This is a genomic window from Pseudoxanthomonas sp. LjRoot206 (assembly GCF_056175725.1).
The window spans coordinates 444,490-470,796 of record NZ_JBGFFI010000004.1 but is presented as its reverse complement, the minus strand read 5'-3'; the positions used below and the strand labels follow the sequence as shown (position 1 = coordinate 470,796).

At 67.9% G+C, this 26,307-nt stretch carries 24 protein-coding genes; 14 read left to right on the top strand and 10 right to left on the bottom strand.

All coding sequences use genetic code 11. The annotated features are described in order from the left end of the window. Positions 1-35: 35 nt before the first annotated feature. Positions 36-1,088, bottom strand: coding sequence for an NAD(P)-dependent alcohol dehydrogenase (locus AC04MD_RS15225; RefSeq protein ID WP_475498116.1), 1,053 nt, complete (start codon positions 1,086-1,088; stop codon positions 36-38). A gap of 144 nt (positions 1,089-1,232) precedes the next feature. On the opposite strand from AC04MD_RS15225, the gene AC04MD_RS15220 reads away from it, so the two are divergent. The 3 genes from AC04MD_RS15220 to AC04MD_RS15210 all read left to right on the top strand — a co-directional run bounded on the left by AC04MD_RS15220 (position 1,233) and on the right by AC04MD_RS15210 (position 3,996). Beyond that, positions 1,233-2,117, top strand: a complete 885-nt coding sequence (locus AC04MD_RS15220; RefSeq protein WP_475498115.1) for a methylglyoxal synthase — start codon at positions 1,233-1,235, stop codon at positions 2,115-2,117. Positions 2,118-2,235: 118 nt separating this feature from the next. Then, positions 2,236-3,411 carry a benzoate/H(+) symporter BenE family transporter gene (locus AC04MD_RS15215; protein ID WP_475498114.1) on the top strand — a complete coding sequence of 392 codons (1,176 nt, stop codon included), beginning with the start codon at positions 2,236-2,238 and terminating at the stop codon, positions 3,409-3,411. Between the two features lie 126 nt (positions 3,412-3,537). Further along, positions 3,538-3,996, top strand: a complete 459-nt coding sequence (locus tag AC04MD_RS15210; RefSeq protein WP_475498113.1) for a PepSY domain-containing protein — start codon at positions 3,538-3,540, stop codon at positions 3,994-3,996. 54 nt (positions 3,997-4,050) lie between these two features. Here AC04MD_RS15210 and AC04MD_RS15205 read toward each other — a convergent pair whose 3' ends face one another. From AC04MD_RS15205 to AC04MD_RS15185, 5 genes are all read right to left on the bottom strand, one after another. Further along, positions 4,051-5,334, bottom strand: coding sequence for a TCR/Tet family MFS transporter (locus AC04MD_RS15205; RefSeq protein ID WP_475498112.1), 1,284 nt, complete (start codon positions 5,332-5,334; stop codon positions 4,051-4,053). A gap of 100 nt (positions 5,335-5,434) precedes the next feature. Next, positions 5,435-6,301, bottom strand: coding sequence for a D-hexose-6-phosphate mutarotase (locus tag AC04MD_RS15200; RefSeq protein WP_475498111.1), 867 nt, complete (start codon positions 6,299-6,301; stop codon positions 5,435-5,437). Beyond that, positions 6,298-7,569 carry a lytic murein transglycosylase gene (locus AC04MD_RS15195; RefSeq protein WP_475498110.1) on the bottom strand — a complete coding sequence of 424 codons (1,272 nt, stop codon included), beginning with the start codon at positions 7,567-7,569 and terminating at the stop codon, positions 6,298-6,300. Before AC04MD_RS15195 ends, AC04MD_RS15200 begins: the two co-directional genes overlap by 4 nt. 114 nt (positions 7,570-7,683) lie before the next feature. Beyond that, the gene (locus AC04MD_RS15190; RefSeq protein ID WP_475498109.1) at positions 7,684-8,352 is read right to left on the bottom strand and encodes a DUF6624 domain-containing protein; all 669 of its coding nucleotides are present in this window, start codon (positions 8,350-8,352) and stop codon (positions 7,684-7,686) included. 5 nt (positions 8,353-8,357) lie between these two features. Next, positions 8,358-8,780, bottom strand: a complete 423-nt coding sequence (locus AC04MD_RS15185; RefSeq protein WP_475498108.1) for a protease inhibitor I42 family protein — start codon at positions 8,778-8,780, stop codon at positions 8,358-8,360. A gap of 331 nt (positions 8,781-9,111) precedes the next feature. On the opposite strand from AC04MD_RS15185, the gene queF reads away from it, so the two are divergent. The 5 genes from queF to AC04MD_RS15160 all read left to right on the top strand — a co-directional run bounded on the left by queF (position 9,112) and on the right by AC04MD_RS15160 (position 13,775). Beyond that, positions 9,112-9,930 (top strand): NADPH-dependent 7-cyano-7-deazaguanine reductase QueF, encoded by an 819-nt coding sequence (queF, locus tag AC04MD_RS15180; protein ID WP_475498107.1) that lies wholly within the window; start codon positions 9,112-9,114, stop codon positions 9,928-9,930. A 109-nt stretch (positions 9,931-10,039) separates the two neighbouring features. After that, positions 10,040-10,345 (top strand): LysM peptidoglycan-binding domain-containing protein, encoded by a 306-nt coding sequence (locus AC04MD_RS15175; RefSeq protein WP_475498106.1) that lies wholly within the window; start codon positions 10,040-10,042, stop codon positions 10,343-10,345. 33 nt (positions 10,346-10,378) lie between these two features. After that, positions 10,379-10,861, top strand: a complete 483-nt coding sequence (locus AC04MD_RS15170) for a hypothetical protein (RefSeq protein WP_475498105.1) — start codon at positions 10,379-10,381, stop codon at positions 10,859-10,861. A gap of 234 nt (positions 10,862-11,095) precedes the next feature. After that, on the top strand, positions 11,096-13,327 hold the full coding sequence (locus AC04MD_RS15165; RefSeq protein WP_475498104.1) for an NADP-dependent isocitrate dehydrogenase: 2,232 nt from the start codon (positions 11,096-11,098) through the stop codon (positions 13,325-13,327). Between the two features lie 100 nt (positions 13,328-13,427). Next, on the top strand, positions 13,428-13,775 hold the full coding sequence (locus AC04MD_RS15160; RefSeq protein WP_475498103.1) for a gamma-glutamylcyclotransferase family protein: 348 nt from the start codon (positions 13,428-13,430) through the stop codon (positions 13,773-13,775). 110 nt (positions 13,776-13,885) lie between these two features. Here the strand turns inward: AC04MD_RS15160 and AC04MD_RS15155 are convergent, their stop codons facing one another. Continuing rightward, positions 13,886-14,116, bottom strand: coding sequence for a hypothetical protein (locus tag AC04MD_RS15155; RefSeq protein WP_475498102.1), 231 nt, complete (start codon positions 14,114-14,116; stop codon positions 13,886-13,888). 109 nt (positions 14,117-14,225) lie between these two features. Between AC04MD_RS15155 and AC04MD_RS15150 the strand changes: the two genes are divergently transcribed. The 4 genes from AC04MD_RS15150 (at position 14,226) to AC04MD_RS15135 (ending at position 20,532) form a co-directional block, all read left to right on the top strand. After that, positions 14,226-15,104: a LysR substrate-binding domain-containing protein gene (locus AC04MD_RS15150; RefSeq protein WP_475498101.1), complete on the top strand. Its 879-nt coding sequence runs from the start codon at positions 14,226-14,228 to the stop codon at positions 15,102-15,104. Between the two features lie 30 nt (positions 15,105-15,134). Then, a complete protein-coding gene (gene aceK, locus AC04MD_RS15145; protein ID WP_475498100.1) occupies positions 15,135-16,844 on the top strand; it encodes a bifunctional isocitrate dehydrogenase kinase/phosphatase in 1,710 nt (569 codons plus the stop codon). 67 nt (positions 16,845-16,911) lie between these two features. Next, a complete protein-coding gene (locus tag AC04MD_RS15140) occupies positions 16,912-19,617 on the top strand; it encodes a bifunctional acetate--CoA ligase family protein/GNAT family N-acetyltransferase (RefSeq protein WP_475498099.1) in 2,706 nt (901 codons plus the stop codon). A 237-nt stretch (positions 19,618-19,854) separates the two neighbouring features. Continuing rightward, positions 19,855-20,532, top strand: coding sequence for a hypothetical protein (locus tag AC04MD_RS15135; protein ID WP_475498098.1), 678 nt, complete (start codon positions 19,855-19,857; stop codon positions 20,530-20,532). 10 nt (positions 20,533-20,542) lie between these two features. Here the strand turns inward: AC04MD_RS15135 and AC04MD_RS15130 are convergent, their stop codons facing one another. After that, complete coding sequence (locus AC04MD_RS15130; RefSeq protein WP_475498097.1) at positions 20,543-21,571, bottom strand: NADP-dependent oxidoreductase; 1,029 nt, start codon at positions 21,569-21,571, stop codon at positions 20,543-20,545. A gap of 144 nt (positions 21,572-21,715) precedes the next feature. Here AC04MD_RS15130 and AC04MD_RS15125 point away from each other — a divergent pair, with 144 nt between their 5' ends. Both AC04MD_RS15125 and AC04MD_RS15120 read left to right on the top strand, forming a co-directional pair. Next, positions 21,716-22,582, top strand: coding sequence for a class I SAM-dependent methyltransferase (locus AC04MD_RS15125; protein WP_475498096.1), 867 nt, complete (start codon positions 21,716-21,718; stop codon positions 22,580-22,582). Positions 22,583-22,640: 58 nt separating this feature from the next. Then, positions 22,641-23,177 (top strand): pseudouridine synthase, encoded by a 537-nt coding sequence (locus AC04MD_RS15120; protein ID WP_475498095.1) that lies wholly within the window; start codon positions 22,641-22,643, stop codon positions 23,175-23,177. A gap of 24 nt (positions 23,178-23,201) precedes the next feature. Here the strand turns inward: AC04MD_RS15120 and AC04MD_RS15115 are convergent, their stop codons facing one another. Together AC04MD_RS15115 and hrpB are read right to left on the bottom strand one after the other, a co-directional pair. After that, positions 23,202-23,579: a hypothetical protein gene (locus tag AC04MD_RS15115; RefSeq protein ID WP_475498094.1), complete on the bottom strand. Its 378-nt coding sequence runs from the start codon at positions 23,577-23,579 to the stop codon at positions 23,202-23,204. Between the two features lie 115 nt (positions 23,580-23,694). Next, entirely contained in the window at positions 23,695-26,181 is a 2,487-nt protein-coding gene (gene hrpB / locus AC04MD_RS15110; RefSeq protein ID WP_475498093.1) for an ATP-dependent helicase HrpB, read from the bottom strand. Between the last annotated feature and the right edge of the window lie 126 nt (positions 26,182-26,307).

The following is a 26,307-nucleotide window of genomic DNA, read 5'->3' as shown; positions in this document are numbered from 1 at the left end:
GCGATGCCCGGCGCTTCTTTCTTCGCTTGGGCCGATCAGGCCTTCAGCGTCGCCATGTCGATGACGAAGCGGTACTTCACGTCGCCCTTCAGCATGCGCTCGTAGGCCTCGTTGATCTCGTCCATGCGGATCGTCTCGATGTCGGACACGATGCCGTGCTTCGCGCAGAAATCGAGCATCTCCTGCGTCTCGCGGATGCCGCCGATCAGCGAGCCGGCGATCGAGCGGCGCTTGAGGATCAGGTTGAACACGCCCGGCGACGGGTGCGGCTGGTCCGGCGCGCCGACCAGGGCCAGGGTGCCGTCGCGCTTCAGGGCGGTGAGGAACGGATCCAGGTTGTGCGGCGCCGCCACCGTATTGATGATGAAGTCGAGCGTGTTGCCCTGCGCCGCCATCTGCGCGTCGTCCTTCGACACGACGACCTCGTCGGCACCCAGGCGCAGCGCGTCCTCGCGCTTGCGCTCGGAGGTGGTGAACAGCACCACGTAGGCGCCCATCGCCTTGGCGATCTTCACCGCCATATGGCCGAGCCCACCGAGGCCGACCACGCCCACTTTGCTTCCCGGTCCGACCTTCCAGTGCGCCAGCGGCGAGTAGGTGGTGATGCCGGCGCACAGCAGCGGCGCGACCGCGGCGAGCTGGGACTCGTCGTGCGCGATCCTCAGCACGTACTTGGTATCGACGACGATCTGGTCGGAATAGCCGCCGTAGGTGTTCTCGCAGCCGAACAGCGGGCCGTTGTAGGTCCCGGTGAAGCCGTTCTCGCAGTACTGCTCTTCGCCGTCCTGGCAGGAAGCGCAGGTGCGGCAGCTGTCGACGATGCAGCCGACGCCGGCGAGGTCGCCGACCTTGAAGGCCTGCACGTTGCCGCCGACGGCGGTGACGCGACCGACGATCTCGTGGCCGGGCACGGAGGGATACAAGGTGTTCTGCCACTCGTTGCGCGCGGTGTGCAGGTCGGAATGGCAGACACCGCAGTAGAGGATCTCGATGCGGACGTCGTTCGGGCCGGGTTCGCGGCGCTCGAAGGCGAACGCAGTCAAGGGCTGGTCGGACGACAGCGCGGCATAGCCATGGGCCTGGCTCATGGGGAATCTCCGGGGAGGATGGAACGGGCCGAAAATTCTAGACGCCGATGGTGACCGCGCAACCCGCACCGCGTGGGTTTCACTGTCCCAACTGCCTGCGGCGCTCGCTTAGACTGTCGCTCTGCCCCGGATATCCACACTGTCATGCGCCTCGGCCTGGCTGCCAACCGATTGCATCACCACACCGAAGACGCCGCGCTGTTCCGCTGGTTGCGCGCCTGCGAGCCCGGTATCCGCGAGCTGCGGCTTGGCCTGCATGCGGTAGGCCGCACGCACGACGCCATCGCCGCGGCCGGCATGCTGCGCGGCTTCGAGCCGCTGAAGCGCTATCCCTACGGCCGCGATGGCGGACTGATGAAACTGGTCGCGGAAGTGGTGGGACTGGAGGGCGCCGAGCGCAGCCTGGACGGCGCGATCTATTTCATCGATCCGGTGGATCCCTCCTCGATCTTCCCGGAGGCGACCGCGCTGAAGCGCCAGTGCGTGATCCACGGCAAGCCCTTCCTGTCGACGGTGGCCTCGGCGCGCGACTGGATCGAGATGGAACGCATCCACGCCGGCTTCGCGCCGGACCGCGGCGCGGACCGATTCCACACGCTGGAATCGCAGACGCTGGCGCTGATCGCGCACGACGCGATGAAGCCGCAGATGCTGGCCTTCGCCAACGAGCACTTCGACGTGCTGTCGCGTTTCGCCCACCGCATGGCCACCGGCACCACCGGCCAGCGCCTCAACGAACTGGCCTGGAACCGCGGCTGGCCGCAGGACACGCCCTGGGTGGAGCGCTTCCAGAGCGGCCCGCTCGGCGGCGACGCGCAGATCGCCGACCGCGTGCTGGAGCATCGATGCCAGCGGGTGATCTTCTTCGAGGACCCGCACGTCGCGCGCCAGCACGAAGCCGACATCCAGCTGCTGGAGCGCGCGGTAACCACGGTCACCGACGAGGCGGTCTGCACGACGTCGCTGGCGGTGGCCAAGCGCTGGTGCGAGGCCGTCGGCAAGCGCCAGGCGTTTGTAGGAGCGACGTAAGTCGCGACCGCACGCCCAACATCCCGCGGGATCTTCCCCAGGCTTGAACCACACGACAACGCAGTTTGATTCTCGCGGTCGCGACTTACGTCGCTCCTACAGGAACAGCAGCAAACGAATGAACGTTCCACCCCGCCACTTGCTGAAAGACCTCTCGCTGTCCGCCATCGCAGCCGGCTTCGTCACCGTGCTGGTCGGCTTCGCCAGTTCGGCGGTGATCGTGTTCCAGGCGGCGCAATCGCTGGGTGCGTCGCCGGCGGAGATCAGTTCGTGGATGTGGGCGCTCGGCCTGGGCATGGGACTGACCTGCATCGGGCTGTCGCTGCGCTACCGCATGCCGGTGGTGACCGCGTGGTCGACGCCCGGCGCCGCCATGCTGATCAGCAGCGCCGCCGGCCTGCCGCTGTCGGACGCCATCGGCGCGTTCCTGCTGTCCGCGCTGCTGATCGCGGTCTGCGGCTTCTCGGGCTTCTTCGAGCGGATGATCAGCCGCATCCCGGTGTCGCTGGCCTCGGGCATGCTGGCCGGCGTGCTGCTGCGCTTCGGCATCGACGCGTTCGCCGCGATGAAGACGCAGCTCGGCATGGTGCTGACGATGTTTGCGGTCTACCTGCTGGCGCGCCGCCTGCTGCCGCGCTACGCGGTGATCCTGACGCTGCTGGTCGGCATCGCTTTCGCCGCGGGGCTCGGCCTGCTGCATGTGGAGGGTCTTTCGCTGCAGCTGGCGAAGCCGATCTTCACCGCGCCGACCTTCTCGTTCGCCGCCATCGTCGGCATCGCACTGCCGCTGTTCATCGTCACCATGGCCTCGCAGAACGTACCCGGCGTGGCGGTGATCCGGGCCTCGGGCTACGCGATCCCGATTTCGCCCGTCGTCGGCTGGACCGGCGTGACCAACCTGCTGCTGGCGCCCTTCGGCGCGTTCGCGCTCAACCTCGCCGCGATCACCGCGGCGATCTGCATGGGCCGCGAGGCGCACGAAGACGCGTCGCGCCGTTACGTCGCGGCCATTGCGGCCGGCGTGTTCTATGTGGTCGTCGGCCTGTTCGGCGCGACCGTGGCGGCCTTGTTCGCGGCATTCCCGAAGGAACTCATCCTCGCGATCGCCGGCATCGCCCTGCTTGGCACGATCGGCAACAGCCTGGCCGCGGCGCTGCGCGAGGAGGCCGATCGCGAACCGGCGCTGGTGACCTTCCTCGTCACCGCGTCCGGGCTGTCGCTGGGCGGCATCGGGTCGGCATTCTGGGGACTGGTGGCGGGCGTCGTCACTTTGCTGGTGCTGCGCCGCCGCTGAGCTGCATTCGCGTACGGCTCATGCAGGTGAACGCGGTGTGGAGTGTTCAGTTCCAGCGCGCTGCATTCACTTGCGGGTGATGCGGGCGTCGGCAGGATCGGCGCTCCACCCTCGCAGGAGATTCCCATGCAGACCATCCGCTTCCGCCATCGCCTGTTGACCCTGGCCACGTTGGCCGCCCTCTCCGGCGCCGCGCTCGCGCAGGCGCCGTCGCCGACGGCCGGCAAGGACGCACTGAAAGAACCGCAGGTGCGCGCACTGCTGACCGAGAAGGGTTACACCAAGGTCGACGATCTCGATTTCGAGGACGGCCAGTGGGAAACCGACGCCACCAGCGCCAACGGCGAGCGCGTCGACGTCCGCATCAATCCGGCCACCGGCGATGTCGTCGCCGAGAAGCTGGTGTCGAACCTCGGCGAGAACGACGTCAAGGCCAAGCTGGCGGCGGCCGGCTACTCGAAGATCCACGACGTCGACTTCGATGACGGCGTGTGGAAGGCCGAGGCCGAGCGCGCAGACGGCAACGATGTCGAGATCCACCTGGCCGCCAACACCGGCGAGATCATCCACGTCGAGAACGACTGATCGACGGCGCCAGTTCCGGAACGAGGAAGGCCGCCCTTGGGCGGCCTTCTTTTTTCAGGATGTCGAAGCGGGAGGCGGTCTCGCAAAGCGCCAGCCCACCAGCCAGCCGACCGCCAGCAACACGGCGGCCAGCAGCCACGGCGCACCCGGTACATGGGCCGGCGAGGACTTGCCGATGAACAGCGCGAAGATGCCGGCGAACATCATCGGACCGACGATGCCGGCCAGGCTGACCAGACTCATCAGCGCGCCCTGCACGCGGCCCTGCACGTCCGCACCTACTTGTTGCGTGATCAGCGCCTGCGTCGCCGGGCCGGCAAGGCCCCACAGCGCGCTGATCGGCAAGCCAATGAGGAATACCCAACCGACGTCGGCGATGCCGTAGATGAAGAAGCCGATCACGCCGCAGGCCAGTCCGAACAGCAGCGCACGACGCTCGCCGAACTTCGGCACCACACGACCGACCAGACCCGCCTGCACGATCACGCTGAAGACGCCGACCATCGCCAGTACCATGCCGACCTGGTCTGCGTCCCACTGGTACTGGTACTCGGCGAACAGTACGAACACGCTGGGATAGACGTAGTGCGCCAGATTGGCGATCAGCACCACCGTCGCCAGGCCGAAGACCTGCGGATAGCGCTTGAGCAGGGCCATCGAACCGATGGGGTTGGCGTGCTTCCAGTCGAAACGCACGCTGCGCCGTTCCTTCGGTAGTGATTCCGGCAATACCAGCAGGCCGTAAAGGAAGTTGAGCAGCGCCAGAGCTGCCGCGAACCAGAATGGCGCGCGCGGATCGATCTTGCTCAACTGGCCGCCAAGCAGCGGGCCGAGGATGAAGCCGAGGCCGAACGCCGCCCCGATCATGCCGAACGCCTGCGCGCGCTTTTCCGGCGCGGTGATGTCGGCGATGTAGGCATTGGCCGTGGTGAAGCTGGCCGAGAACACGCCGGAGAAGATGCGCGCGACCAGCAACCACGGCAGCGACTGCGCCAGCGCCATCAGCACGAAGTCGATGCCCAGGCCCAGGCACGACAGCAGGATCACCGGGCGGCGGCCGAATCGGTCCGACAGCGCGCCCTGGATCGGCGTGCAGACGAACTGGATGGCGGCGAACAGCATGCCGAACGTTCCAACCCACCACGCGGCCTGCACGAAGTCGCCCCCGGTGAACTGGCGCACCAGCCCCGGCAACACCGGAATGATCACGCCGAACGACAGGATGTCGATCAGCACCGTGATGAAGATGAAGATCAGGGCCGCGCGACGGCCGGGGATGGCGGGGATTTCGGCGCTCACAGGCGTGGAACCGCAGAGAGGTGCGCAAGTGTAGGGCATCGGCCGGCCACCCACGCCTGCCACCTTGTAGGAGCGCCCTTGGGCGCGATGCTCTTGTCGCCATGTTTCAGAACCAGAAGCATCGCGCCCGAGGGCGCTCCTACAGTGAGCTTACCGAGATCACCTGGCTTAACCGGTGCCGCTGGCCCGGCTCCAGTTCGATCGCATCGCCGCTGGCGTTCGCCGCCTCCAGGCAGACGAAGCTTCGCCAGCCGTCGTCCGGCATGTCACCAATGGCCGCGGCCCCGGCCTCGCCCGGGTTCCACACCACCAGCGACCGGCTGCCGAAGGTGTCCAGCCGGATACGGCGACCGCCCGCCGGATCGAGCAGGTCGAACCGGTGCCCCGTGCCCGCATAGATGCGATCGCTGCGGCCGGGATCGCTCGGATCGTGCAGCGACCAGTCGCCGGACTGCACATGCGTGCCGCCGTCGTACTTGTCGTCGTAGCGAAGCCCATCCAGGCCGGTGACCCGTACCTGCATGGCGTCGGCGACGCGGAAGTAGGTATGCAGTGCCTGTGTCAGCCGGTACGGCGCATCGCCACGACGCAGCGTGTCGATGCTCTGCCGCAATTCGCGCCCGACATGCAGCGACATCTGCAGCTCCAGCGGCACGCCGTCGCGCAGCGGAAGCGCCAGCTTCAGCACGGCAGTGCCATCGGCTTCACGCTTCACCTCGGTCAACGGCCAGCGCGAGATACGTGCGTGACCGTGCTGGACGGCATCGTCCGGCTGTCCCTGCTTGCCGAAGTACGGCCAGCAGACGGGAACACCGCCGCGGATCGCCTTCGGCGGCATCGACGTCGTCGGCGATACCCATAGCAGGTCATCGAAACCGGTCGGCACGAACGACAGCACCTGCCCGCCGTGCAGGCTGATGCGCGCGACGGAGAACGGCGTTTCCACGCGCAGTACGTCGATGTCCCGCCAGCGTTCGCGGGTCACACCTTCGGGCAGGACCGTCATGGCCGGGACGTCTCCGGCAACGCCACCGGCGGACCGTCCGTCTTCAGGGCGGCGAGGATCTTCGCCCCGGCGCGGCCATCCGCCGGCAGCAACCCTAGGCGTTGCTGTTCGACGACGATGGCGCGCCGGGTCTGCGTCCCGATCATGCCGTCCGCGGTGCCGATGGCATGGCCGCGGGCGAGCAGCAGGGTCTGCAGCTCGCGTCGCTGCGGGCGCCCGATCCCGGGATCGTCGGTGGGCCACGCAGCGACCAGTCCCGTGCCGCCACGCAGGCGATCGGCGAGCAGCGCGATGGCCAGCGCGTAACTCTCGGCGGCGTTGTAGGAATAGATCGCGTCGTAGTTCTTGAACACGACAAAGGCGGGGCCATTGACGCCCGTCGGCATCAGCACCGCGGCGTTGCGGTCGTCGGTCGGCAACGGTTGGCCGTCGACGCGGGCGATGCCTTGCGACACCCACTGGGTCAGAGGCTTGCGGTTGGTACGCCCGGCCTGCGCGAGGTCGAAGCCGGCCGGCAGCTTCACCTCGTAGCCCCATGGCTCACCCGTGCGCCAGCCGGACTTCACCAGGTAGTTCGCGGTCGAGGCCAGCGCATCGGGAATGCTGTCGATCAGGTTGCGGCGCCCATCGCCATCGAAGTCGACCGCGATGCGCTGGTAGGTACTGGGCATGAACTGGGTGTGGCCGAACGCACCGGCCCAAGAGCCGTTCAGACCGTCCACGCGCACGTCGCCCGCCTGCAGCAGCTTCAGCGTGGTCAGGAACTCGCCGCGGAAGAACGCCTGGCGCCGACCGAAGCACGACAGCGTGGATAGCGACACCAGCAGCGGCCGCTTGCCGAACACACGCCCGTAGTCGCTCTCCACGCCCCACACCGCGACGACGGTGGCGGGATCCACGCTGTACGCCTGCGATACCCGGCCCAGCAACTCGGCATGCGTGGTCCGCATGGCCTGCCCGTCGCTCACGCGCTGGTCGTCGACCAGGGCCGCCAGGTAATCCCACAGCGGCGTGGTGAATTCGGGCTGCGCGTCGAGCAGGTCCAGCACGCTCATGTCGGCGACCAGGTCTTTCGTGTACGTATCGAACGTGGCCGTGGCGACGCCCTGCTTCTCGGCGACACCACGCAGGCTGGTCATGCAGGTGGTGAAGACGGGGTCGGCCGCAACCGGCGAAGCGACGACGGGCGGCGCGGTCGATGGAGCCTGTGCTGCCGCAGGAATCGCGGCCATCAGGGTCAGCCAGAGAACGGATGCGCGCAGGATCATGGTGGCCTCCCTGGCCTTTGGGGGGAGGGCTCACTTTGCCTCGCGGGACGGATGAAGCCAAGTCGGAGCAGGTGGCGCCCCATCGGCACGGATCACGTGCATCGACTAGGACATTCAATCGGTCCTGCACGATGACGGCGCGAACAGCACGCCAGCGGGCCATGCCAACTTGACGCCGTTGCCGCTTGATGAGAGCTGCTGCACCCAGCAGTAGAAGGGTTCCAGCCCGATTTCCTGCCTGCGCTCATCCAGCTTCGCGGGCGTCACGATGTCGTAGAACTCGATGAAACCCTGCGGACTCCGGAAGTACTGCATGCCATACACCTGCGGCTGATCCGTCAGGCGCCGGTTCCTGTCCACCAGTGACGCCAGTTGCCTGGCGTCGGCCTCACCTGCAAGCACGGCCTGCTTCATGTGCTGGGCCGCCATCGCCTGATGCTGCGGATCCATGTCGGCATGCTGGCTCAACAGCCATGCGGCCTTCGCTGCGTCTTCGCCCACCGTCGAGCGCTCGGGCCACCCGCACTGGGCGAGGATGCTCCGCATGAACTTCGTATTGTCGGCATCGACCTCCAGCACCTTGTCCAACGCCTCCCCGGACTCGGGCGATGCCGTCACGTCATTGCGCGCGGACTGATCTGCATCTCGGCGCTGCAACAATTCACTTCGCAACGTCGTCTCCGCGCATTCTGCCGGCGTCCTGTCGGCTGCGAACGCGGACATCGGAAGCGCCAGCAGCAGACAGGCCGTTGCCAGAAGTCCTTTTCCCGCCGTCATCGTCATCTCCCTCATTCGACCTGGATTCGATACTCCACCACCTTCGCCGGCGGCACGGTTTCCCACGACCGCCGGTAGACCATCCGCACGGTTGTCTCGCCCGGCTTCTCTGCACGGAACCACCAGCGCGCGATCGACGGCGCGCCCGGCATCGGCGGCTGAGTGTCCATCGGCGGAGGGGTCGCCGGGCCGGTGGTCCGGGCCAGCACCGGGGCGCCGTCCGAGGTGAATTCCCACTGGAAGCCGGTGCTGGCGTTGGACATCAGGGCGATCTCCAGCACCTGGCCCACGCGCATCGACACCGGCCCCTCGCCCTGCGGGCGGACCAGCCCGTCGTCCGGCAAGGTGGCCGGCGGCGGTCCGCTGCCGATGGCGGGGCCACTGGCGCAGGCCGACAGCAGCACGCACAGGCCGGGCAGCAGCAGTGATCGCATGGTCGCGTCCTCCCTGGAGACGACGCCGTTATACACCCCGGCTTCAGGGCCTGATACCGCTTATGACCCCTACCGCATGGCGTTCCGATGGCCGTCAGGGGTGCTGCGTGGCGCAGCGCCTGACTGGCCGTCAGGCCAAGCCACGCGGCGCCGCATGGCGGCCATCGGAACGCCACCCATCGGGCCGATCCTGCGAACGCGCGCTGCAGCGTCATCGCTCCGTTGCGTAGCGACATACCCGCCATCGCTCTTCCTTGCTGCGCACGCGGGATCGGTGCGGTAGGGGTCATAAGCGGTATCAGGCCCTGCGGCCCGTCCGTAAAATGACGGCATGAACAACACCCCCCAGGATTCCTCGCTGGGTCGCGAGGTCGCGTATCCCGCGCACTACGACCCGACCCTGCTGTTCCCGATCCCGCGCCAGGGCGCGCGCGACGAGATCGGCATCGCCGCCGATGCCCTGCCCTTCGTCGGCCACGACCGCTGGCACGGCTACGAGCTGAGCTGGCTGGATGCCCGCGGCAAGCCGCGTGTCGCCACGGCCACGCTGACCGTGCCCTGCACGTCGCCCTGCCTGATCGAATCGAAGTCGCTCAAGCTCTACCTCAACTCGCTCAACAGCACGCGCTTCAACAGCGATGCCGCCGTGCTCGAACGCATCGCCACCGACCTGTCGGCGCGCGCCGGCGCGGACGTGCAGGTGGTGTTCGGCCTGCCGCCGATGACGGACGCGACGGAAGGCGAGTCGATCGACGGGCTGGACGTCGAGATCGACCATTACGGCCCGCCACGCGCCGAGTTCCTTGCCGCCGATCCGGAAGAGGACGTCGAGGAAACGCTGTCGTCCGAACTGCTGAAGTCGAACTGCCCGGTCACCGGCCAGCCGGACTGGGCGACCGTCGTGATCCATTACCGAGGCCCGCGCATCGATCGCGTCGAGCTGTTGCGCTACCTGGTGAGCTTCCGTGACCACGCCGAGTTCCACGAGCAGTGCGTCGAACGGATTTTTCACGATCTGCTGGCGCACTGCCGTCCTGCCTCGCTGTCGGTCGAGGCGCGCTACACGCGTCGCGGCGGCCTGGACATCAATCCGTGGCGTGCGACCGCCGACATGAATGTCCCGCTCATGAAGCGCGACGTACGACAGTAAGGTTACTCACGTAACAATAGAGCCGATTTCACGTGCGCGCTATGGTTTCTTAACAGCGCGCGTGCAACGCTTTGCCCATCCCAACGGCCCGCCAGGAAGGGTGGTTGCAATGAGCACAGAAAAGAAAGCGGATTTCTCTGGCGTCACCGCCAAAGTCGACTCGACGGAGCAACTTGTCGAGAAGGCGGATTTCTCTGGCGTCACGGCCCGTGTCGACAGCACGGAAGAACTCGTCGGCGAGCAGACATACACCGTCGAGAAGGGCGACACCCTCTCCAAGATCGCCAAGGAACAGCTTGGCAGCGCGAACGCGTGGAAACAGATCTTCGAGGCCAACCGCGACACGATCGATGATCCGGACCGCATATTCCCCGGGCAGGTCATCAAGCTGCCGCCAAAGCCTGCCGACGCCTGATCGCCCCACCATTCCATGACAAGGATCGAGACCATGAAGCAGACCCGCATTTCCTATGCCCTCGCCGCCGCCCTGGTCGGCACCGTTGCTCTGGTGGGCTGCAAGAAGAAAGAGGAACCGGTTGTCGCACCGCCGGCTGCGGTCGAACCGGCGCCGGCACCGGCCGAACCCGTTCCGGCTCCCATGCCGGTCAGCGCAACCAGCGTCACCGTCGGCAATACGGCCGCCGCAGACAAATCCGTCGCTGCCGTCGGCATGTTCGGTGTAAAGGACAAGATCATCGTTTCGGTGAAGACCGACGCCACGACGCCCGCTGACGCCACTGTCGACGCGAAGCTGACCTTCCAGGACGGTCAGGTGGCCGGTCAGAAGACCCAGGCGATCAAGGCCGAAGATGCCGGCACCACCAACATCGAGTTCACCAACACGAAGGACTGGCCCGCCGGCAAGTACAAAGTCGACGTGACCTTGAATGGCCAGCCGGTCGGCATGACACAGGAAATCGAGGTCAAGTAATCCCGTAGTACCAAGGCTCTCTCCCACGTGTGTGGGGCAAGCTCGGGCGTGGAGAAATCCACGCCCGCTTTTTTGCAGCACCCGCCGGCTGATCGTTCCACCTGCAAGCGCTTCGTGCAGGCCCCTGTCCCCGGACAGCCGTATCCATACCCCCTCGTTTTGCCCTGCGTGCGATGGCGCGCGACAATGGCGCGCTGAATTCCCCATCGCCCCTTGTCGAGAGTCCTGATCCCCATGTCGGATACGCCCCGCATCATCTACACCCTCACCGACGAAGCCCCGTTCCTCGCCACCCAGTCGCTGCTGCCGATCGTCGAAGCGTTCACCGCTCCCGCCGGCATCGCCGTGGAAACCCGCGACATCTCGCTGGCCGGCCGCCTCCTGTCGCAGTTCCCCGAATACCTGGGCGAGTCGCAGAAGATCAGCGACGACCTGGCCGAACTGGGCCAGCTGGCCACGCAGCCGGAAGCCAACATCATCAAGCTGCCGAACATCAGCGCCTCGGTGCCGCAGCTGAAGGCTGCCATCAAGGAACTGCAGGCGCAGGGCTACCCGCTGCCGGACTACCCGGACGAGCCGAAGGACGACAAGGAGAAGGACGCCAAGGCGCGCTACGACAAGGTCAAGGGCAGCGCGGTGAACCCGGTGCTGCGCGAAGGCAACTCCGACCGTCGCGCCCCGCTGTCGGTGAAGAACTTCGCCCGCAAGCACCCGCACCGCATGGGCGCGTGGAGCGCGGATTCCAAATCGCACGTCGCGCACATGGCCGCCGGTGATTTCTTCGGCAGCGAACAGTCCGCCACGCTGGCCGCCGACGGCGCGCTGAAGATCGAGCTGGTCGGCAACGACGGCGCGGTCACTGTGCTGAAGGACAAGGTGAAGGTGAAGGCCGGCGAGATCGTCGACGTGGCTTCGATGAGCCGCAAGGCGCTGGCTGCGTTCGTCGCCGCCGAGATCGCCGACGCCAAGGCCAAGGGCGTGCTGTTCTCGCTGCACCTCAAGGCCACGATGATGAAGGTCTCCGACCCCATCATGTTCGGCGTGGTGGTCAACGAGTTCTACAAGGCCGCGCTGGCCAAGCATGCCGCCGTGCTGGAGCAGATCGGCTTCGACGCCAACAACGGCATCGGCGACCTGTACGCGCGCCTCGGCTCGCTGCCGGCCGACCTGCAGGACGCGATCAAGGCCGACCTGCAGGCCGTCTACGCCGACGGCACCGCGGTGGCGATGGTGAACTCCGACAAGGGCATCACCAACCTGCACGTGCCGAGCGACGTAATCGTCGACGCCTCGATGCCGGCGATGATCCGCGACTCCGGCAAGATGTGGAACGCAGAAGGCAAGCTGCAGGACACCAAGGCCGTCATTCCGGACCGCTGCTACGCCGGCATCTACCAGGCGGTAATCGAGGACTGCAAGGCGAACGGCGCATTCGACCCGGCGACGATGGGCAGCGTGCCCAACGTCGGCCTGATGGCGCAGAAGGCCGAGGAATACGGCAGCCACGACAAGACGTTCCAGATCCCGGCCGACGGCACCGTGCGCGTCACCGACGACGCCGGCAAGGTCGTGTTCGAGCAGCAGGTCGAGGCCGGCGATATCTGGCGCATGTGCCAGACCAAGGACGCGCCGATCCAGGACTGGGTGAAGCTGGCCGTCGGCCGCGCGCGCCTGAGCAAGACGCCGGCGGTGTTCTGGCTGGACAAGGATCGCGCGCACGATGCGCAGGTGATCGCGAAGGTCGAGCAGTACCTGAAGGACTACACCATCGATGCGCTGGACATCCGCATCCTGCCGCCGGTCGAGGCGATGAAGGTGTCGCTGGAACGCATCCGCAAGGGCGAGGACACCATTTCGGTGACCGGCAACGTGCTGCGCGACTACCTGACCGACCTGTTCCCGATCATGGAGCTGGGCACCAGCGCCAAGATGCTGTCGATCGTGCCGCTGATGGCCGGCGGCGGCCTGTTCGAGACCGGCGCCGGCGGTTCCGCGCCGAAGCACGTGCAGCAGTTCCTCGAAGAGGACTACCTGCGCTGGGATTCGCTGGGCGAGTTCCTCGCGCTGGCGGCGTCGCTGGAACACCTGGGCCAGCGCTACCTCAACACGCCGGCCAAGGTGCTGGCCAACGCGCTGGACGTGGCCAACGGCCGCATCCTCGATGAGAACCGCTCGCCCGCGCGCAAGGTCGGCGAGCTCGACAACCGCGGCAGCCACTTCTACCTGGCCCTGTACTGGGCGCAGGCGCTCGCCGCGCAGGACGAGAACGCGGAGCTGAAGGCGACGTTCGCGCCGCTGGCGAAGGCGCTGGCCGACAACGAAGCCGCCATCCTCGGCGAGTTGAACGGCGCGCAGGGCAAGGCGCTCGATATCGGCGGTTACTACCATCCGGACCTGGCGAAGACCGCGGCCGCGATGCGTCCCAGCAAGACGTTCAACGACGCATTGGCGACGCTGTCGGCCTGACGCTGATCGCTTTGCTGCCGACTCCAACGCCCGGTCTCGTGCCGGGCGTTGTGTTTTCGGCGACCATCGTGCGTGCCGCCGCTATCCGATTCCTCCCGCCATGGCCGACGCCACCGACATCCTGCTGTTCTCCTACGGCACGCTGCAGCTGGAAAGCGTGCAGCTGTCCTCGTTCGGCCGCCGGCTCGACGGCGAACCCGATGCGATGACCGGCTACGCGCGAACGATGGTGGAGATCACCGATCCCGACGTGCTCGCCGCCAGCGGCGAACGCTTCCATCCCATCGTCAGTCCCAGCGACGATCCGTCCGACGAAGTCGCCGGCACGGTGTTCCGCATCAGCGCCGACGAACTCGCGGCGGCGGACCGCTACGAAGTCGCCGACTACGCGCGGGTGCAGGTGCGCCTGAAATCCGGCCGCGACGCCTGGGTCTACGTGAAGGCCTGACGGCAGCATCCAGGCCGATGTGGGAGCGACGTCAGTCGCGATGAACCGCCGCGGTGGCCGATCGCGACTGACGTCGCTCCCACACGGAGACCTCGTTGCATCGTTGCCGCTCAGCGGAACAGCGACAACGACGTCATCGCGCGCAGCCGGCGTTCGCCCAGGCGCTGCACCGCGCGCTGGTGCCTGGCCTTGCCTGCCGCGTCATGGGCATGGTGGCGGCGCTCTTCCCGTATCCGCGTCGCGTCGTCGATGGGATGCGCGACATGGCCGTGCAGGAACAACATGCCCTGGCTCATGCCACCCAGCTGCTGCCACCACTGCTTCCTGGTTTCGGTCTGCATGGGACTGCTCCGTTGCGCCGGTGTCCGGCTTGAAGGACTACCAAGCTAGGCGCATCATTCCTCCCGAAAAAGCGAAAGCTCCGCAACCCAGCCTTGAGGTGGATTCAAGATGAGCCGGCTGCCGCTGGACCAGGTGGATGCGTTCGTCACCGCCGCCCGCCTGCGCAACCTGACGCGTGCGGCGGAAGCCATGCACCTGACCGTCAGCGCGCTGAGCCACCGCATGCGGCTGCTGGAGCAGCGGCTGGGCCACAAGCTGCTGGCGCGCGGTCCACGCGGCGTGGAGCTGACCCCGGACGGCCAGCGCCTGTTCGACGCGATCTCCGGTCCGCTCGATACCATCGAGCACGCGCTGCGGCGCGCCACGTTGCGCAACGACCACACCGTGACGCTCAGCCTGATCCCGTCGATGGCCACGGCCTGGCTGGTGCCGCGCCTGCCGGCGTTCCTCGCCGCGCATCCCGAGCTCGGCCTCAACCTGCAGTCGAGCACGCACGTCGTCGATTTCGAGCGCGAGCCGGTCGACCTGGCGCTCCGCCTCGGCGGTGGCCGCTGGCCGAACGTGCACGCCGAGTTCCTGTTCCACGAATGGATCACGCCGGTGGCCAGTCCGGCGCTGGTGAAGCAGCACGGCAAGCCGGCCCCGGACCAGATGGCGAAGCTGCCGCTGCTCGGCGACCCGGCCAACCGCTGGAAGGACTGGTTCGAGCATTTCGGCGGACAAGCACCGGCACGCTATGTGGCGCAGTTCGACGACACCGAGACCCTGCACCAGGCCGCGGCGCAGGGCGTTGGCGTGGCGCTGGCGCGCTGGACGCTGGCCGAGCCGCTGGTGAAGGCCGGCCGGCTGGTGACGCTGACGAAGAAGCGGCTGCAGGCCGATTTCGCGCATTACCTGGTCTATCCCGAGCGCAGCCTGTCGCACCCCGGCTTCCGCAAGGTGCGCGGCTGGCTGCTGGAGCAGGCCGGCATCGCGGTGGCGCGATGACTCCAGCGCGCGCCGGCTAACATCGGACGCATGGTCCACGACGATGCCATCGCCCGCCTGATCCACGACGCTTTCGCGGACTACCACGCGCGGTTCGCGGAGATCACGCAGCGCGCGAAGGGCCGGTTCGAGACGATGGACTGGGCCGGCGCACGCGCCGACGCCGTCGAACGCATCGAGCTGTACGACCAGTGCATCGCCGAATGCGCGCTGCGACTGCAATCGGCGCTGCTGGGCCAGGCTCACGACCGGACGCTGTGGGTCACGGCACGGGCGGCGTTCGAAACGCTGGTCGCGGGACAGATCGACCGCGAGCTGTACAAGACGTTCTACAACACCCTCTGCCGCCGTTTCCTGCGTATCCGTGGCGTGGACCCCGCGCTGGAGTTCGTCGCGCTCGACGTCGAGCCTACGGATGCGATCACCCATCCGGTCGCGCGCCACAGCTATGCCGTGTCAGAACAGCGGCCGACGGATACGTTCGCGCGCGTGCTCGGCGACTACGGGTTCGACGTGCCCTACGCCCACCGCACCCGCTGCGCCGCGGCCATCGCCGTGCGCCTGCAGGACGACCTGGCGCACTGGGGCGCGAACCCGGTCCGCGGCATCGAGCTGCTGGATACAGTGTTCTATCGCGAACGGCGTGCCTACCTGGTCGGGCGCGTGTTCGGCGAGCACCGGTTCTCGCCCTGCGTCATCGCCCTGGTCAACGACGGCGGCCAGCTGAAGGCGGAAGCCGTGCTGACCCACCGCGGCGACGTCGCGCACCTGTTCGGCACCTCGCGCAGCTACTTCCACGCCGACCTGGCGACGGTCGGCGACGCGGTGGTGTTCCTGCGCTCGCTGCTGCCGGGCAAGCCGATCGACGAGATCTACACCGTGCTCGGCCGCGCCAAGCAGGGCAAGACCGAGCGTTACCGCACCTTCTTCCACCACTTCCACGCGCATCCGGACGAACGGCTGGTACATGCCGAGGGCACGCCCGGCATGGTGATGGCGGTGTTCACCCTGCCCAGCTATCCGCTGGTGTTCAAGGTGATCCGCGACCGCTTCGCCTATCCCAAGGCGATGAGCCGGCAGGACGTGGAGGACAAGTACGACCTGGTGTTCCACCTCGATCGCGTCGGCCGGCTGCTGGATACGCAGGCGTTCCGCTTCCTGCGCTTCCCGCGCGCCCGTTTCTCGCCAGCACTGCTGCAGGAACTGCGCGAGAGCTGCGGACAGAGCCTCAGCGAGGACGGCGACGACGTGGTGATCCACCTCTGCTACGTGCAGCGACGCCTACGACCGCTGAACCTGTACCTGCGCGAGCAGAAACCCGACGCGGCGCGCACCGCCGCGCTCGACTACGGCCAGGCGATCAAGGACATGGCGCGCAACAACATCTTCCCGGGCGACATGCTGCTGAAGAACTTCGGCGTGTCGCGCCACGGCCGCGTCGTGTTCTACGACTACGACGAACTGCGGCTGGTCGCCGACTGTCGATTCCGCGACTGGCCGCAGCCGACCACGTACGAGGAGCAGATGGCCGATGGCCCGTGGTTCCATGTGGATGCCGGCGACGTCTTCCCCGAACGTTTCCCGCAGTTCCTCGGCTTGCCCGACGCGCAGGCGAAGGCGCTTAAGGCCGCGCATGGCGACCTGTTCCGGCCGGCGTGGTGGCGCGACCTCCAGTCGCATCTCGCCGCCGGCGAATACCCGGATACTGCCCCGTATCCGGATGCGTTGAAGCTGGCGTGATGGCGCGCATGCGGGCGCAACGCACGTCGCGCTACCCTTGCCGGCATCCGGAGAACGCTGTCCCGTCATGAGCACGTACCGCCTCGATTCGATCTTCCGTCCACGCGCCGTCGCGGTGGTAGGCAGCCAGTCGCGCCCCCGTTCGGTCGGCCGCGCGGTGATCGAGAACCTGCTGGCGGCCGGCTTCGATGGAAGGATCGGGCTGGTGAACAGGCATCCGACGCCGATGGACGGCGTTGCCATCGCGCGCCAGCTGCGCGACCTGCCGTGGACGCCGGACCTGGTCGTCATCGCCACGCCTGCGGCGACCGTGCCGCAGCTCGCGGCGGAAGCGGTGGAGAAAGGCGCTGGCGCAGTGGTGGTACTGACCGCCGCGATGGGCAGCGGCCCCGGTTCGCCCGCCGCGCAGCTGGAAGCACTGACGCGAGAGAAGGGCCTGCGCGTGCTCGGCCCGAACTGCCTGGGCGTGATCGCGCCGCACGCACGCCTCAACGCCAGCCTGGCGAGCCGCTTCCCGAAGGCCGGCGACCTCGCGCTGATCTCGCAGTCGGGCGCCATCTCGGGTGGCCTGGTCGAATGGAGCATGAGCCAGCCGGTCGGTTTCTCCGCCGTGGTGTCGCTGGGCGATGCGCTGGATGTCGACTTCGCCGACCTGCTGGACTACTTCGCCACCGACCACCGCACGCGCGCGATCCTGCTGTACGTGGAAACCATCCGCGATGCACGCAAGTTCATGTCGGCGGCGCGTGCCGCGGCGCGCACCAAGCCCGTCGTCGTGGTGAAGTCCGGACATGGCGTGCCGGCCCGGGTCACGCCGGCCGGCAGCACGCATACGCAGAACCTGGCGAAGCCGAACGCCGTCTACGGCGCCGCCTTCCGGCGCGCCGGCCTGCTGCGCGTGCGCTCGCTGCACGAGCTGTTCGCCGCCGCGCGCACCTTGGGCCAGGTGCGACCATTCCAGGGCCGCCGCCTGGCGATCCTCACCAACGGTGGCGGCGTCGGTGCGCTGTCGGTCGATCACCTGTACGAACAGGGCGGCACGCTCGCGGCCTTGTCGGAGACCACCCGCGATGCGCTGGACCGCATCCTGCCCGTGGGCTGGTCGCGGACCAACCCGGTCGACCTGCTGACCGACATCGACGCCGACCGCTACGCCGCCACGATCGAAGCGCTGCTCGCCGATCCTGAGAACGATGCGCTGCTCGCGGTCAACGTGCCGACCGTGCTGTCGTCGTCGTCGGAGGCCGCGCATGCGGTCACCCGCGTCTTGTCGCAACGGCCCGCGCATGGCGCGCGCAAACCCGTTTTCACCGTCTGGCTGGGTAACGATCCGCAGGCCGAAGCGGTGCTCGATGCCGCGCAGATTCCGCGCTATCCGAACGAATCCGACGCGGTCGCCGGCTTCATGCACCTGGTCCGTCACCGCGAAGTGCAGGCCGCGCTGATGGAAACGCCGCCCAGCCTGCCGGAGGACTTCAGCCCCGATGTCGATACGGCGCGTGCGCTGGTCGATGCGGCCTTGGACGCCGGCCAGACCTGGCTGGATCCGCTCGCCACCATGCAGCTGCTGGCGGCCTACGGCATCCCGATGGCGCCGGTCTGGCGCGCGGAGGGTGCCGACGACGCGGCCCGCATCGCCGCGCCCTTGCTGGCCGAAGGCGCGACGGTGGCGGTCAAGATCCTGTCGCCCGACATCCCGCACAAGTCCGACGTCGATGGCGTACGGCTCAACCTGCCCAATGCGAACGCCGTGCGCGAGGCCGCCGCCGGCATCCTGCAGCGCGCGCGCGAACGCCGGCCGGACGCCCGCATCGAAGGCGTGCTGGTGCAGCCCACGCTGCTGCGGCCGAAAGCGCGTGAACTGATCGTCGGCATCGCCGACGATCCGGTATTCGGCCCGGTCATCGCGTTCGGGCGCGGCGGCACAGCCGTGGAAGTCATCAACGACCAAGCGGTCGCGCTGCCACCATTGGATCTGCGACTGGCGCATGAGCTGATCGCGCGCACCCGCGTCTCGCGCGTGCTGAAGGCGTACCGCGACGTGCCGGCGGCCGACGAGCCCGCGGTCGCGCTGGTGCTGGTGAAGCTGGCGCAGCTCGCCGCCGACATTCCTGAGATCCAGCAGCTCGACATCAATCCGCTGCTGGCTGACCGCGATGGCGTGGTGGCCGTCGATGCGCGCATCGCGGTGGCGCGCGGCCGCGCACTGCACAAGGGCCGCGGCCATCCGCGCTTCGCGATCTTCCCGTATCCGACCGAGTGGGAACGCACGATCCTGCTCGGCGACGGCCAACCCGCGCTGGTGCGCCCGGTGCGCCCGGAAGACGACGCGATGTTCCGCGAGTTCTTCACCCACATCACCGACGAAGACCTGCGCCTGCGCTTCTTCCAGTCGGTGCGCCACTTCAGCCACGAGTTCATCGCCCGCCTCACCCAGCTGGACTACGCACGCTCGATCGCACTGGTCGCCGTGCATCCCGGCACGCACGAGATGCTGGGCGCGGTGCGCCTGCACGCCGACGCCAACTACGAGAAGGGCGAGTACGGCATCCTGGTGCGCTCCGACCTCAAGGGCCACGGCATCGGCTGGAAGCTGATGCAGATCATGATCGAGTACGCGCAGTGGCAGGGCCTGAAGATCATCGAAGGCCAGGTGCTGCGCGAGAACCGCACCATGCTGGCGATGTGCGAAAGCCTCGGCTTCGCGGTGAAGCTGGATCCCGACGATCCCACGCTGATGAATGTCCGTTTGCCGGTGCCGCCGGCGGCATGACGCGCCGTGTCGTCATGGTCTCAGCGGCGCTGGCCGCACTGGCGCTGGTCGCCGGCAGCATGGCGTGGCAGCGCTCGCGCCCCCGAGCCTGCGGCCGCTCCTGCACCAGCATCGGCGGCACGGATTCCCGCAGGCGCGACACTGCTGGAGACGTCGCATTACCGTGTCCACAGTACGGCGACACCGGATCAGACGCGACAGGTCGCGGACGCGGTCGAGAACCTGCATGCGGCGTACATGCAACTGTTCGCCGACGATATCCGACCCTCTCCTCGACCACTCACGCTGGTGCTGTATGCCGATCGCGAGGAGTTTCGGCGCAACAACCGCAGCCGCCCCTGGGCGGAGGCTTACTACCTGCGCCCGGCCTGCTATGCGTACTACGGCGACGGACGACCGAACCCGTACCACTGGATGCTGCATGAGGCTGTGCATCAGTTGAACACCGAGGTCGCCGGCTGGCGATTGCCCGCATGGGCCAACGAGGGTGTCGCGGGTTACCTGGGTGCGAGCTGGCTGGAGGACGGCGTGCTGACCCCGGGTCGCAGCGATCCGGCGACCTATCCGATCTGGTGGCTGTCGCGGATGGAGCTGACGGGCAACCGGCAGGCGGAGGTCGACGCCCTTCGCTTCATCCCGTTGCGCGACCTGCTGGACGGTGGCGGTCCAGGCATCGACGGGCACGTCAACCTCTACTACCTGCACTACTGGGGCCTGACCCACTTCCTGTTCCACTACCAGAACGGAAGGCATGCAGCCGCCTACAAGCAGCTGCTTGCCCGTGGCGCATCGACGCCAGACTTCGAGCGCCTGATTGGTCCGCTCGGCGATACCGAGGAAGCGTGGTACGCGTACATGCTGGACGCCATCGCGACGATGCAGAAGTACGAAGCCGAGCACGGCATCGAGCGCTGAGCCGCCGCGCTCAGAGCTTCACCACCACCTTGCCGAAATTCTCACCGCGCAGCAGGCCGATCAGCGCGCGCGGTGCGTTCTCGAGGCCGTCGACGAGATCCTCGCGCCAGCGGATCCTGCCTTCCTTTAGCCAGCCGCCCATCTCGCGCAGGAACTGCGGATACAGCGCGATGAAATCATGCTGGATGAACCCGCGTACCGTCAGGTGGCGGGTGAGGATCTGGCTCATCAGCCAGGCCATACGATCTGGCCCGGCCGGCAACGCCCTGTCGTTGTAGTGCGCGACCAGGCCGCAGACCGGGACACGGGCGAAATCGTTGAGCAGCGGCACCACCGCATCGAATACGGGGCCACCGACATTCTCGAAGTAGACATCGATGCCGTCGGGACAGGCGGCACGCAGCTGCGCAGCGAACTCCGGCGCACGGTGGTCGAGCGCGACATCGAAGCCGAGTTCGTCCTGCAGGTAGGCGCGCTTGCGCTCGCCGCCGGCGATGCCGACGGCGCGCGCACCCTGCAGCTTCGCGATCTGGCCGACGGTCGCGCCGACCGGCCCGCTGGCCGCGGCGACCACGACGGTTTCGCCGGGCTTCGGCTGGCCGATCTCGTGCAGGCCCACGTAGGCGGTGAACCCAGGCATGCCGTACACGCCCAGTGCGGTGGTCAGCGGCGCGACGCTCGCGTCCAGCTTGCGCTTCAGCGTGCGGCCGTCAGCGACGGCATGCGTCTGCCAGCCGCCGTGCGCCAGCACGACGTCGCCGACCTGCAGGTCGGGATGGCGCGAGTCGATCACCTCCGACACCGTGCCGCCCTCCATCACCTCGCCGATCTCGACCGGTTTCGCATACGAGCGCCCAGCATTCATGCGCCCACGCATGTACGGGTCCAGCGACAGGTAGCGGTTGCGCAGCAGTACCTGGCCGTCGGCGGGTACCGGCAGATCCACCTGCTCGATGAGGAAGTCGTCGGGTTCCGGTTCGCCTTGCGGGCGCGCGGCCAGCACGATGCGGGTGTTGCGGTCTGTGTCGTGGACGCCCATGTCGTCGCTCCCGAGTCATCAGTGACCTGCAGTCTAGCGACGAAGTACTCGGATGCGACGAAGCGTGCCTGCCATGCGGCAGCCGCCATGCGGGCTGAACATGCTGCGTGCTAGGCTCCGCGCACCTTTCTGGAGGGCTGACACATGACGAACCGCATTCCGCTGTCCCTGGCACTCGTCGCGGCGCTGGCCGCCGCGCACCCCGTGCTCGCCGCATCGCCGGCCAAGCAGGCCGCACCCGCCCACGCACTGTCGGCTGCGGATGCCACGGCACTCGACACCGCGCTGAAGGGCGGCTGGCGGGATCCGAAGAATACGGCGCGCGACGTCTACCGCCACCCGAAGGAGACGCTGTCGTTCTTCGGCGTGAAGCCGACGCAGACGGTGGTTGAGATCACCCCCGGTGGCGGCTGGTACGCCGAAGTCCTCGCACCGTACCTGAAGACCGGCGGCAGCTACGTCGCCGCCGTCGTCGATCCGGCGAGCGTGGCCGAGAAGAGCCGCAACTATTACCAGCGCAGTGCCGACGGCCTGCAGAAGAAGTTCACCGACGGTGCCGCGCAGTACGACAAGGCGACGACCGTGAAGTACGACCCCGCGGCGCCGGTGTTCGGTGCGCCGGCCTCCGCCGATGTGGTGCTGACGTTCCGCAACGTGCACAACTGGCGCAAGGCGAGCCAGGCTGAAGGCATGTTCAAGGGCTTCTTCGCCGTGCTGAAGCCGGGCGGCGTACTGGGCGTGGTGGAACACCGCGCGAACAAGGACGTCGCGGCCGACGACGACACCGGCTACGTCAGCGAGGCGCAGGTCATCGCGCTGGCGGAATCGGCCGGTTTCCGCCTCGACGCGAAGAGCGAGGTCAATGCGAATCCCAAGGACACCAAGGATTACGCGAACGGCGTGTGGACGCTGCCGCCGTCGAACAACCACCCGGAAGCCGAGCGCGCCAAGTACCAGGCCATCGGCGAGAGTGACCGCATGACGCTGCGGTTCGTGAAGCCGCACCACTGATCCTGCGCCCGACGGCGCCACGTTCCGCAGGGAACGTGGCGCAACGCACCGCCCGTCCATGCTGATCGCGTTCAACAAGCCGTTCAACGTGCTCTGCCAGTTCACCGACCGCAGCGATCCGCCACGGCGCACGCTGGCGGAGTTTGGCCTTCCGCCGGACGTTTACGCGGCGGGGCGGCTGGACTACGACAGCGAAGGCTTGCTGCTGCTGACCGACGACGGATCGCTGGCGAACCGGCTGACCGATCCGCGCCACAAGCAACCGAAAACGTACTGGGTGCAGGTGGAAGGCACGCCGACGGATCAGCAACTGGATGCGCTGCGGCGCGGCGTGGTGTTGAACGACGGACCGACGCGGCCTGCGTCAGTGGAACGGCTGGATCCTGCGCCGGCGCTGTGGCCGCGCGATCCGCCGGTCCGCTTCCGCAAGACGGTGCCGGATGCGTGGCTGTCGGTGACGATCACCGAAGGGCGCAACCGCCAGGTCCGTCGAATGACGGCGGCGGTCGGACTGCCTACCCTGCGGCTGGTGCGCGTCGCCATGGGCGACACGCGCTTGGCAGACTTATCGCCCGGCGAATGGCACGCGCTCTGACGCAGGGCGCGCGCCTCTACCCGATCAGCTCTCGGCGGAACGGGCGGTGCTGCGCGGCTTGCGCGGCGTGCCGGTCTTGCGCGCGGTGCTGGACGCCTTGCCGTTGACCTTGCGGGCCTCCACGCGGCGCGACTTGCCTTCGATAGTGCCGTTCGCTTCATCGCGCTTGCGCTTGCGGTAGGCCACCAGCGCCAGCAGGCCGACGCCGATACCCGTCGCCACGGCGACTGCGGGGTTGCGGCGCACGAAACCTACCGCGAGGCGGCCACCGGTCTTGGCCACGCCCAGCGCCGCACCGGTCTGCAGCAACTTGTCCGCGCTCGGCACGGCGTGCTTGAGGCTGGTGCCCGCTTGGCTGGCCAGTTCCAGCGCACGGTCGGTGATGGTGGTCAGCTTGCTCATGGGACCTTCCCTGTAGGAATGTGGGTAGGGTGTCAGTGTCCGGGCGGGGATGTTTACGTGGTGTTAGTTCCGCGACCGCGCGCTGGCCGCGGGCTGAACGACGCTCGACGAAGCACTACGTGCCACGAGGTTTCGCCCGATGCGTTGCCTGGGCGCTCCAGGGATCGTCGGGCCACGGATGCCTCGGATACCGTCCCTTCATCTCCTTCTTCACCTCGGCATAGGTCGAGTTCCAGAAGTTGCGCAGGTCCGAGGTCACCTGCAGTGGCTTGCCGCCCGGGGACAGCAGGTGCAGCAGCAGCGGCACGCGGCCGTCCGCGACGCGCGGCGTATCGGCCAGGCCGAACAGCTCCTGCAGCTTCACCGCCAGCACCGGCGGCTGCCCGTGCGCGTATTCGATGCGTCGCTCCATGCCCGACGGCACGGTGATGCGCACGGGCGCGAGCTGGTCGATGCGCTGCCGGAGCGACCAGTCCATGCCCGACTTCAGCGCATTGGCGAGGTCGTCCTCGCCCAGCGCCTCCAGCCGGGTCTTGCCGGCGAACGCGGGCTTCAGCCAGTCGTCGAGCGTGGCCATCAGCGCGTCGTCGGACAGGTCGGGCAGGCCGAGATCCGGCATCCACTCTCGCAGACAGCGCACGCGCTCGCGCCATTGCTGCAGCGACTCGGGCCATGCCAGCGCGTCCAGGCCGAGATCGCGCACGGCATCGGTCAACGCAGCGGCGGCGAGCGCGGGATCGACGCGGCCGGCGGGGCGGGCATCGAACACGATCTGGTCGAAGCGCGATTCGCGCTGCGCGGACAATGCCCGGCGCGCCGCATCCCAGCGCACGGTGTCCTCGGTGACGAAGCTGTCGGTAAACTCGCGACGCAACCGCTGCTCGTCCACCGGCGCGCCACGTTGCACCAGCGCGTCGCGGTTCTCGTGGCGCAGCTCGCTGACGACGATCCACGGTTCGCCGACCAGTGCGCTGTCGTCGAACAGCCGCGCACTGCGACCGTTCGCCAGCAGATAGCGGCGTGCGTCCTGTGGATGCTGGAAGCCGATGCGGTCCGGGAAGGCATGCATCAGCACGTCGCCGAGCCGGTGCGCCTCGACCGAAGAAGGCGGCGATACGGACTCACGCACGCGGCGTCGCCATTGCTTGGCGGCGGCGTCGATGGCCGCCAGCCCGGAGCGATTCGCGTCGCCCGGCGCGCGTCCCGTACGGAACGCGGCCAGCGCGCGCCAGCGCGCGGCCAGTGCGTCGCCGCCCATGCGCAGCGGATCGCGCGCTTCGACCAGGGCAGCGAGATCGCAGGCCAGCGCGCGATCGTCGCCCTCGCCTGCCGACAGCAGCATCGCGGCCAGGCGCGGATGCGTGCCCAGGGCGAGCATGCGTTTACCGAGCGGGGTGATGGCGTTCGTCGTGGTCAGCGCGCCGAGGCGGCGCAGCAGGTCTCGGGCCGCGTTCATCGCACCGGGCGGCGGCGTGTCGACGAAGCGCAGCGCGTCGCTGCCCCAGGCGGCCAGTTCCAGCGCCAGCGCACCGAGTTCGACCAGCGCGATCTCCGGCCGCCGTTGCGGGTCCAGCCGCTGCGACTGTGGCCACAAGCGGTAGGCCCAGCCATCAGCGACACGACCGGCGCGACCGGCACGCTGGTCGGCGGAGGCCTGCGAGATGTTGGCCACTTCCAGCCGCGAGAAGCCGCTGTTCGGATCGTAGGACGGCTCGCGCGCCAGGCCGCTGTCGATCACCACGCGCACCCCAGGCAGGGTCACCGACGACTCGGCCACGTTGGTGGCCAGCACCACGCGGCGCCGGCCCTGCGGATCAGGCTGCAATGCTTCGGACTGCTTTTCGACAGGCAGTTCGCCGTGCAATGCGAGCAACGCGATATCGCGCGGCAGCGCATCGGCCAGCATCGCCTCCACGCGCGCGATCTCGCGCTGGCCCGGCAGGAACACCAGCACATCGCCGGGGTGCGACTGCTCCGCATGCTCAACGGCGCGGCGCACCTGGACTTCCAGCGTCTCGTCGCGGCGCGCCGGGAAATGCGCCACCTGCACGGGGAAGCCACGGCCTTCGCTGCTCAGCCGCGGCGCGTCGAGGAAGCGCGCCAGCTTCTCGCCATCGAGCGTTGCGGACATGACGACGAGGCGCAGGTCCTCGCGCAGCTGTGCCTGTACGTCCAGTGCCAGCGCCAGGCCGAGGTCGCCGGCGAGGTGGCGTTCGTGGAATTCGTCGAACAGGATCGCGCCGACGGCCTCGAGCATCGGATCGTCCTGGATCATCCGGGTCAGGATGCCCTCGGTGACCACCTCGATCCGCGTATCGGGACCGATCTTGTTCTCGAAGCGGATGCGATAACCGACCGTGCCGCCGACGGCCTCGCCGCGCTGCTTCGCCATGAAACCGGCGGCCGCGCGCGCGGCGACGCGGCGCGGTTCCAGCATCACGATCTTGCGGCCCTGCAGCCACGGCTGATCCAGCAGCGCCAGCGGCACCTGCGTGGTCTTGCCGGCGCCGGGCGGCGCTTCCAGCACCAGGCGCGGATGCTCGGACAGGCTGCGGACGATGTCCGGCAGCAGCGGGGTGATCGGGAAGATGGGCGACGGCATGCCCTGCAAGGATAAAGCTTGCACCCCATCCTTGTAGGAGCGCCGTCGGGCGCGATGCTCTTCAACGGAATCCGCCCCAAGAGCATCGCGCCCGAGGGCGCTCCTACAAGTGAACGGGCGGACGGT